Raw genomic sequence first — 9,282 nt, 5'->3', positions numbered from 1 at the left:
GGCTCGTCGCCGCCGCGGCGCTCACCGTGGTGGCCCCGGCCGCCTCGGCAGCCACCGGCAGCCCGTGGGGCACGCTCGCCCCGGTGAGCTGGCGGCTCGGGTCGCTGCAGCTGCACGGGTACGCGATCGACCCCGACACGACGGCACCGATCCGGGTCGCGGTGACGGTCGACGGACGCGTGGCCGGCGCGGTCACGGCGGGAAACTGGCTCGGCTGGCTCACCGGCCCGTACCGCGCGTACGGCGGCCACCACGGCTACGCCACCTCGGTGAACGTGCCGGACGGGCAGCACACCGTCTGCACCGTGGCCCGCAACGTGCGGGCCGGCCGCGACACCACCCTGCGCTGCGTGACGGTGAGCGGACGCAACGACCCGGTCGGGCGCCTCACCGCCGCCCACACCGCCGCCGGCATCGTCGTCAGCGGCTGGGCCCTCGACCCGAACGTGACGGCGCCGGTGCAGCTGCGGCCGACCCTGGACGGCATGCCGGTCACGCCGCAGACCGCGGCGGCACCGGCCACCGGGCTGCCGGCATGGTGGTCGGCGAACGGTAGCGCCCACGCCTACAGCTTCACCGTGCCGACCGACCGCTTCGCCCACCGGGTGTGCGTCACCGTCGTCAACGTCGGCCCGGGCGTCGACACGCTGCTCGGCTGCCGCTCGCTCGCGCCCTACGTCACCGTGCCGGACGCGCCACAGCAGCTGCAGGTGACGAACACCGGCACCGGCACCATCACGGCCGGCTGGGCGGCACCCGACTTCGACGGCGGCGCGCCGGTCACCGGCTACCGGGTGAGCATCGACGACACCGCGCCGCAGACCGTCCCGGTGACCCCCACGGCGTTCACGGTCGTGAACCTGCTGCCGAACACCGCGCACACCATCAGCGTCGCCGCGGTCAACAGCATCGGTGCCGGACCCGCGACCACTGTGCAGGGCACCACCGCGGCCGCGCTCGCGGCAGCGCCCCAGGCGCTGACGGCGAAGGCGACCGCGACCAGCGTCACGCTCACCTGGCAGGCGCCGTCGAGCACGGGTGGCGTGCCGGTGACCGGGTACGTGCTCACCAGCCCCGGACGCAGCCCGGTGAGCCTCGCCGCGACGACGCGCAGCACCACGATCGGCTCGTTGGCGTGCTCGACGACCTACGCCGTGACCCTCGCCGCGACCAACGTCGTCGGCACCGGAGCGAGCGCGACGACGAACGTCACGACGGCCACCTGCATCCCGCCGCAGACCACCCCGGCGCCGGTGTCGACCAGCCACTACCTGCGCGCCCTCACCGGCGTCGCGTCGCACGACGTGCCGGCGCTGCGGGCGATGGGTGCCACCGACGCCGGCTACAACCCGTCCGGCCACCGGTACCTGGTGCTGCAGGACATCGGCGCCCAGGCCAACGGCGGCGTGATCCTCTCGGCGACCACGAAGTGGATCTCGTACGCGTCACTGGTGTCGGCGCTGGAGGCGTACGTCGACGGTTACGCGAGCACCCAGAAGGTCAGCGCGCCGATGCTGCTGGCGATCGGCACGAACAACGACGGCATGGTGAGCAGCGCGCAGGGCGCCATCTGGGCCGACCAGGTCGTCGACCCGGTGCGCGCGTACGCCGCCAAGTACACGAACATCACCGTGGCGGGCGCGGACGACATCGAGCCCGGCTTCTCGGCGACGGTCAGCGCCAGCAGGGCGTGGCTGACCGGCTACCTCGGCGCGACCACCGCGCAGTTCGTATTCAACGGCTCGGCCGACGGCTGCCCGACGTCGTCCGGCACGGTCTGCAACAACGGCTGGCACACCACCGACCTCAACTGGCTGTCCGGCGGCGCGGCGCCCACCCGCATCCTCGGCCTGCCGCAGATCTACAACACCGCCATGCCGAAGCAGTGGCACGTCATCTCGGCCGCGGCGCAGCGCATCGCCTTCGCCGGGCCGCTCACCGAGTGGACGGCCTGCGACCAGGCCGGCGGCTGCTCGTCCGCGTCCAACGTGAACGCCTGGCAGTGGCTGTTCAGCGCCATCAACGCCGACCCGCGCACCGCCCAGTCGTCGATGTCCTACGGCACGGACCTGCAGATCAACTGACCCCGGACGACGCGAAACCCCCCCGCTCCGGCCCATTTCCGAGCCGGAATCTGGGCCAGAGCAGGGGGTTCCGCGGTCAGCGGGTGGGCGTCGGCCGGGGGCGCGGACGCGGGGAGGGGCGCTCGGCCGTCGCCGTGCTCGCGGCCGCCGACGGGCGCAGGGCGGCGAGGACGCAGGTCTGGCAGTCGTGGGCGCACGCCGCGCCGCCACCGTCGTGCGCGCAGGCGTCGGCGGCGGCCCCGGGCTCGGCGTCCACCACGTGCAGCTCGGTCGGGTCGTGCTCGTGCCCGCAACTGCACAGCGAGTCGGGGCGGCTGCCGACGACCTCGGCGATCGCGGCGTCCAGCTTCTGCTCGGCCAGGTCGTTCTTCACCGAGGTGACGACGCCCCACGACACCATCGCCAGCAGCACGGCGATGACGAACGCGGCGACCTGGAAGACGGTGTACCCGGCGCCGCCGCCCGAGCGGGTCAGCGAGACGGCGCCGACGGCCAGGAAGAGCATCGCGAACAGGCCGATCGTGGCGGCGAGTTGACGGCGCTTCGGGACCGGGATGCCGGACAGCTGCGAGCTCACCCCTCGATTATGCGGCCCCGCACGGGCGAGCCGCAGCGTACGCCCGGCGCTCGGTAGGCTCGATCACCGTGCGCATCGCCCGCTTCGTCCATACCGGTTCCGGCGAGACACCGGCCGGTGTCGCCTGGGGCACGGTGGAGGGGCCGTCCGGCGCCGACCGCTCGGCGCTGACCGTCGCCGCCATCGACGGCCACCCGTTCGGCCCGATCGCGTTCACCGGCGACCGGTGGGCGCTCGAGGACGTGCGGCTGCTGTCGCCGATCCTGCCGAGCAAGGTCGTCGCGATCGGCAAGAACTACAGCGACCACGCGAAGGAGATGGGCGGCGACGCGCCCGAGACGCCGCTGATCTTCCTCAAGCCGTCGACGTCCGTGATCGGCGACCGCGACGCGATCCGGCTGCCGCCGTCGAGCAGCGAGGTGCACTACGAGGGCGAGCTCGCCGCCGTCATCAAGCGCCCGGCCCGCAACGTCTCGGTCGACGACGCGCTGTCCTACGTACTCGGCTACTGCGCCGCGAACGACGTGACCGCCCGCGACCAGCAGCGCAGCGACGGGCAGTTCACCCGGGCGAAGGGCTACGACTCGTTCTGCCCGATCGGGCCGTGGATCGTCACCGGCCTCGACGCGTCCGACCTGCGGCTGGTCACCCGGGTCAACGGCCAGGTGAAGCAGGACGGCCGCACCTCGCAGATGGTGCACGACATCGCCCACCAGATCGCGTTCATGTCGGGCGTCATGACCCTGCTGCCGGGTGACGTCATCCTGACCGGCACGCCGGCGGGCGTCGGCCCGATCGTCGCCGGCGACACCGTCGAGGTCGAGATCGAGGGCATCGGCGTGCTGAGCAACCCGGTGGTGGCGTCATGACCGCACCCCGCCTGCGTGTCGCGCCGTCGCCGACCGGCGACCCGCACGTCGGCACGGCGTACATGTCGCTGTTCAACCTCGGCTTCGTGCGGCGGCACGGCGGGCAGTTCGTGCTGCGCATCGAGGACACCGACCGCGCCCGCTTCCAGGCCGACAGCGAGCAGCAGATCTACGACACCCTGCGCTGGCTGGGCCTGACCTGGGACGAGGGCCCCGACGTCGGCGGCCCGTATGCGCCGTACCGGCAGTCGGAGCGGCTCGACACGTACCGCCCCTTCGTCGACCAGCTCATCGCCGCCGGGCACGCGTACTTCTGCTGGTGCAGCACCGAGCGGCTGGCCGAGATGCGCGAGCAGCAGCGCGCGAACAAGCTGCCCACCGGCTACGACCGGCTCTGCCTCGGCAAGACCTACGAGGAACGAGCGGCCCTCGGCGGCACCATCGAGACGCCCGTCGTGCGCATGCTCATCCCGGACGACGACGTGCCGACGACGTTCGTCGACCTCATCCGCGGCGAGGTGTCGGCGCCGCGGCCCGACGACCAGGTGATCCTCAAGGCCGACGGCTTCCCGACCTACCACCTCGCCGTCGTCGTCGACGACCACCTCATGGGCATCACCCACGTGGTGCGCGGTGAGGAGTGGATCTCGTCGACGCCGAAGCATCTGCTGCTGTACCGCTGGCTCGGCTTCGAGACGCCCGGCTTCGCGCACATGCCGCTGCTGCGCAACACCGACAAGTCGAAGATCTCGAAGCGGAAGAACCCCGCCGCACGGCTCACCTGGTTCGTCGAGCAGGGCTACCTGCCCGAGGCGCTGCTGAACTTCCTCGCGCTGCTCGGCTACGGGCAGCCTGGGACCGAGGACACCGACGGCGGCGAGATCTTCTCCTTCGCCGATTTCAGCGCCACGTTCGACTGGAGCCGCGTCAACACCGTCGGCCCGGTCTTCGACCTCGCCAAGCTCGACTGGCTCAACGGCCAGTACATCCGCGCGCTCGCGCCCGAGGACTTCGCGTCCCGGCTCATCGCGCACGCCGCGCGCGTCGGCCTGCCGAAGGACGACGCCGTCATCACCGCCGCCGCGCCGCTGGTGCAGGAGCGGGTCGCGACGCTCGTCCAGGGCGCCGACATGGTGCGGTTCCTGCTGGTCGACGAGGCCGACTTCACCGTCGACGAGGCGGCCGCCGCGAAGCAGCTGGGGGAGTCGGGGCAGGCGGTGCTGGCCGTCGCCGTCCCGGCCCTCGAGGCGCTCACCGACTGGACGACCGACGCCATCTCGTCCGCCCTCGAACAGGCGCTCGTCACCGGCCTCGGCCTCAAGCCGCGCAACGCCTACGGGCCGGTGCGGGTGGCCGTCACGGGCCGCACGGTGTCGCCGCCGCTGTTCGAGTCGATGGAGATCCTGGGACGCGAGCGCTCGCTCGGCAGGCTGCGCGCGGCCGTCACGGGTTGATTCAGCGCCTGTAACAGTTCGGACATCCGGGCGTTGCCGACGTGCGACGTCGCAGGTTCCGGGGTAGACAGCCGATATGAGGGCTGTGACGGACGACGCACTGCGCGACGAGACGGTCGACGGTGTCCACTACCAGGTCACCGGCTCGGGCGAGCAGACCCTCGTGCTGATCCACGGCTTCTCGGACAATCTGGCCACCTGGCGCCGTGTCGTGCCGGCGCTCGCCGTGCACCACCGCGTCATCGCCATCGACCTGCCGTCGCACGGGCTGTCGCAACGCTCGTGGAGGCATCCGCTGCTCGACACCTACGTCGACGTGGTGGACGAGGTGCTGGCGCACGAGGGCATCGACGGGCCGATCAGCCTGATGGGCAACTCGATGGGCGGCGCCGTCGCGGCGCTGTACGCCCACCAGAACCCGGACCGGGTCGACGCCGTGGTGCTCATCGGCATGCCCGGGGTGAGCGGCGTGCCGAAGGCATGGCGGCTGGCGTCCTCGCGACCGGCCGAGCTCTGGCTGCGCACGGTCACCAAGCCGGTGCCGCTGGCCCCGCTGCTGGCCGCCTTCGCCTGGACCTACACCCACGCCGCCGTCCCGCACTCGCGCTCGATCGACCCGGCCACCGTGCTCAGCTACTGCGCCAGCTACCCCGACCGCGGCCGGCTGTTCGACCTGCACCCGCTGGCTCGGGCCCTCATGCGCGACCTGCTGCGCGTGCGCCTGCACCAGGTGCTGACCGAGCTGCCCATGCCGGTGATGCAGATGTGGGGTCGGTTCGACCCGCTCGTCCCGGCCCGGCACGCCCCGCGCGGCGGCGAGCACATCGTCGTGCTGCGCAACTGCGGCCACTGCCCCCAGCTGGACGCGCCGGAGCAGGTGCTCGGCTACGTGCTGCCGTTCTTCGCTGCAGCGTCCGGGGCCTCGCTCGCCGAGATCGACGAATCCCTCAGCGCGGTCGCCGACGCCGCGCTGGCCGCCGAGGCGTGACGCGCGAGCGGTCACATACATACAGGGCTGTACGGAACCACCTGTAGGCTGACCTCCTGCATCGAAGGAGGCACCCCGTGACCGCAACCCGCCCTGCCCGCCCGGCCTGGAGTGACGACGACATCGAGGCGTTCCGCGACCTCGCCCGATCGTTCCTGACCAAGGAGTGCGCGCCGCACGAGGAGCGCTGGGGGCAGCAGCAGCACGTCGACCGCGAGATCTGGAACAAGGCCGGCGAACTCGGCCTGCTCTGCCCGTCGATCCCGACCGAGTACGGCGGCGGCGGCGGCACGTTCGCGCACGAGGCGGTCATGGCCGAGGAGCAGATCCGCGCGATGGTCGGCAGCCTCGGCACGGCCGTGCACTCGACGATCGTCGCCCACTACGTGCTCGCCTACGGCACCGAGGAGCAGAAGCAGCGCTGGCTGCCGCGGCTCGCGTCCGGTGAGCTCGTCGGCGCGATCGCGATGACCGAGCCGGGCACGGGCTCCGACCTGCAGGGCATCAAGACGAAGGCGCTGAAGTCGGGCGGTCAGTACGTCATCGACGGCGCCAAGACGTTCATCTCGAACGGCGGCCTGGCGAACTTCATCATCGTCGCGGCCAAGACCGACCCGGAGAACGGCGCGAAGGGCATCTCGCTCATCGCTGTCGAGACCGACGGGCTCGAGGGCTTCTCGCGCGGGCGGCTGCTCAAGAAGATCGGCCAGCACGGGCAGGACACCGCCGAGCTGTTCTTCGACGGCGTCAAGGTGCCGGTCGACTGCCTGCTCGGCGACGAGGAGGGGCAGGGCTTCATCCAGCTCATGTCGCAGCTGCCGCAGGAGCGGCTCGTCCTCGCCGTCGGGGCCGTCGCCGCGATCGAGGAGACGCTGGCGCAGACGCTGAAGTACACGAAGGACCGCAACGCCTTCGGCAAGACCGTCTTCTCGTTCCAGAACACCCGGTTCAAGCTCGCCGAGGTCGCCACGACGGCGAAGATCGCGCGGGTGTTCATCGACGACTGCATCCAGCAGCACCTCGCCGGCCAGCTCGACGTGGCGACCGCGTCCATGGCGAAGTGGTGGACGACCCAGATGCAGTGCGACGTCGCCGACGAGTGCCTGCAGTTCTTCGGTGGCTACGGCTACATGGAGGAGTACCCGATCTCGCGGCTGTACACCGATGCGCGCATCCAGAAGATCTACGGCGGCACGAACGAGATCATGAAGGAGATCATCTCCCGCTTCCTCTGACGTCCGCTCCGGCTCCGCCGGTTTGCCCCGCTGTGCCCCGTCCTGCTGCTGCGCGGACGGGTCACGGCGGGGCATCGTCGTCCTCGGCCCTCTATGCCACTGGCGCGCAAAACTGTAACGTGTTCTCATTCTGGTCGACGCAGCCGACAGGACGGGGACGCGACAGGTGACTGCACAGCTGCACTCGGTGACCGGCGCAGCCGACACCCTCGCGGTGCGAAATCCCGCCACCGGCGAGGTGGTCGGGACCTTCCCGGTGCACACCGCCGACGACGTGGTCGCGGCGGTTGCGCGGGCGCGGGCCGCCCAGCAGTGGTGGGCCGGGCTCGGCTTCGCCGGGCGGCGCAAGCGGATGCAGCGCTGGGTGCGGTGGCTCGCCCGCCACTGCGACGAGCTCTACGAGCTCGGCCACCGGGAGGGCGGCAAGCCGAAGGGCGACATCCAGTTCGAGCTGCTCGCCGGCCTCGAGGACATCCGCTGGTCGGCCGCGCACGCCAAGCGGGTGCTCGGCGAGAAGCGGGTCGCGCCGGGGCTGGCCATGCTGAACTTCGACGCGCGCGTGGCGTACGAGCCGCTCGGCGTCGCCGGCGTCATCACCCCGTGGAACGCGCCGGTGTACACCGTGCTCTGCGGCATGGCCTACGCCCTGAGTGCCGGCAACGGCGTGGTCGTGAAGCCGTCCGAGCTCGCGGCGGCGACCGGCGTCTGGTGCGTCGAGTCGTTCGCGAAGGCCAACCCTGACACGCCGGCCGGTCTCGCGGGCTGGGTGACCGGCTTCGGTGACACCGGCGCGGCGCTGTGCCGCTCGGGCGTCGACAAGCTCGCGTTCACCGGCTCGGTACCGACGGGACGCCGCATCATGGCCACCTGCGCCGAGAACCTCACGCCGGTGCTGCTCGAGCTCGGCGGCAAGGACGCCACCATCGTCGCCGAGGACGCCGACCTCGACGAGGCCGCCCGATCGGTGGTCTGGGGCTCGCTCTGGAACGCCGGGCAGGCCTGCGTCGGTGTCGAGCGTGTCTACGTCGTGGACGCGGTGAAGTCCGAGTTCCTGGCCAAGGTGAAGCAGCGCGCCGAGCAGGTCACCGTCGGCACCGACCCGCTCAGCGACTACGGCCCGATGATCGTGCCCAACCAGATCGACATCATCCGCCGGCACGTCACCGACGCCCTCGAGCGCGGGGCGACGGCGCTCGTCGGCGGCCTCGATTCGATCAGGCCGCCGTACGTCGAGCCGATCGTGCTGGTCGACGTGCCCGAGGACAGCGCGGCCGTGCGCGAGGAGACGTTCGGCCCGGTGGTCGTCATCAACTCCGCCCGCGACGTGGACGACGCCATCGCGAAGGCGAACGGCACCGTCTTCGGCCTCGGCTCGTCGGTGTTCTCGCGCGAGCACGGCCGCGAGATCGCCGCGCGGCTGCGCGCCGGCGGCACCACCATCAACTCGGTGCTCACCTTCGTCGGCCTGCCGTCGGTGCCGTTCGGCGGTGTCGGTGACAGCGGCTTCGGCCGCTTCCACGGCGACGACGGCCTGCGCGAGTTCACCCGGGCGAAGGCCACCACCTTCAAGCGGTTCGGGATGGGCCAGGAGATGCAGGAGTTCCCCCGCACCGACGAGCAGTTCGACATCGTCCGCAAGGTCGTCAAGCTCCGCTACGGCCGCCGCTTCCGCTGACGCTCAACTTCTGTAGAGGACAGTCATGACCCGTTCCGCCGACTACATCGTCGTGGGCTCCGGCAGCGCCGGCGCGATCGTCGCCCGCCGCCTCGCCGACTCGGGCGCGAGCGTCATCCTCATCGAGGCCGGCCGCCGCGACAACACCATCCTGGTGCGCAAGCCCGGCATGATCGGCCCGATGCACGCCGTGCCGCAGCTGAAGAAGACGGTCAGCTGGGACCACTACACCGTCGAGCAGAAGCACGCGCTCGGCCGCAAGATCCCGCAGACGCACGGCAAGGTCGTCGGCGGGTCGAGCTCGATCAACGGCATGGTGTTCGTCCGCGGCAACCGGAAGAACTTCGACGACTGGGCCGCAGAAGGCAACGACGGCTGGAGTTACGCCGACGTGCTGCCC

General features: G+C 71.5%; 8 protein-coding genes. 7 read left to right on the top strand and 1 reads right to left on the bottom strand.

The genetic code is table 11. The features are described 5' to 3' along the window. Positions 1–2,084 (top strand): fibronectin type III domain-containing protein (locus ACTHMS_RS21290; protein WP_440308661.1); only part of this gene is annotated, 2,084 nt, incomplete at its 5' end. Positions 2,085–2,160: 76 nt separating this feature from the next. On the opposite strand, the gene ACTHMS_RS21285 is transcribed toward ACTHMS_RS21290, so the two are convergent. Next, positions 2,161–2,661, bottom strand: a complete 501-nt coding sequence (locus ACTHMS_RS21285) for a hypothetical protein (RefSeq protein ID WP_440308660.1) — start codon at positions 2,659–2,661, stop codon at positions 2,161–2,163. Between the two features lie 68 nt (positions 2,662–2,729). Between ACTHMS_RS21285 and ACTHMS_RS21280 the strand changes: the two genes are divergently transcribed. From ACTHMS_RS21280 to ACTHMS_RS21255, 6 genes are all read left to right on the top strand, one after another. After that, positions 2,730–3,530: a fumarylacetoacetate hydrolase family protein gene (locus tag ACTHMS_RS21280; protein WP_440308659.1), complete on the top strand. Its 801-nt coding sequence runs from the start codon at positions 2,730–2,732 to the stop codon at positions 3,528–3,530. Next, positions 3,527–4,984 carry a glutamate--tRNA ligase gene (gene gltX, locus ACTHMS_RS21275; protein ID WP_440308658.1) on the top strand — a complete coding sequence of 486 codons (1,458 nt, stop codon included), beginning with the start codon at positions 3,527–3,529 and terminating at the stop codon, positions 4,982–4,984. Before ACTHMS_RS21280 ends, gltX begins: the two co-directional genes overlap by 4 nt. A 76-nt stretch (positions 4,985–5,060) precedes the next feature. Then, on the top strand, positions 5,061–5,972 hold the full coding sequence (locus ACTHMS_RS21270; protein ID WP_440308657.1) for an alpha/beta fold hydrolase: 912 nt from the start codon (positions 5,061–5,063) through the stop codon (positions 5,970–5,972). A gap of 77 nt (positions 5,973–6,049) precedes the next feature. Further along, positions 6,050–7,207, top strand: a complete 1,158-nt coding sequence (locus ACTHMS_RS21265; protein ID WP_440308656.1) for an acyl-CoA dehydrogenase family protein — start codon at positions 6,050–6,052, stop codon at positions 7,205–7,207. Between the two features lie 166 nt (positions 7,208–7,373). Beyond that, complete coding sequence (locus tag ACTHMS_RS21260) at positions 7,374–8,882, top strand: aldehyde dehydrogenase family protein (RefSeq protein WP_440308655.1); 1,509 nt, start codon at positions 7,374–7,376, stop codon at positions 8,880–8,882. A 25-nt stretch (positions 8,883–8,907) separates the two neighbouring features. Then, the coding region (locus tag ACTHMS_RS21255; RefSeq protein WP_440308654.1) for a GMC family oxidoreductase N-terminal domain-containing protein at positions 8,908–9,282 on the top strand (375 nt) is incomplete at its 3' end.

The sequence above is a fragment of the Jatrophihabitans sp. genome (genome assembly GCF_051960575.1).
Taxonomy (GTDB): domain Bacteria; phylum Actinomycetota; class Actinomycetes; order Mycobacteriales; family Jatrophihabitantaceae; genus JBQCEE01.
The sequence above is the reverse complement of the archived record's forward strand: the minus strand, read 5'-3'. Positions and strand labels throughout refer to the sequence as shown.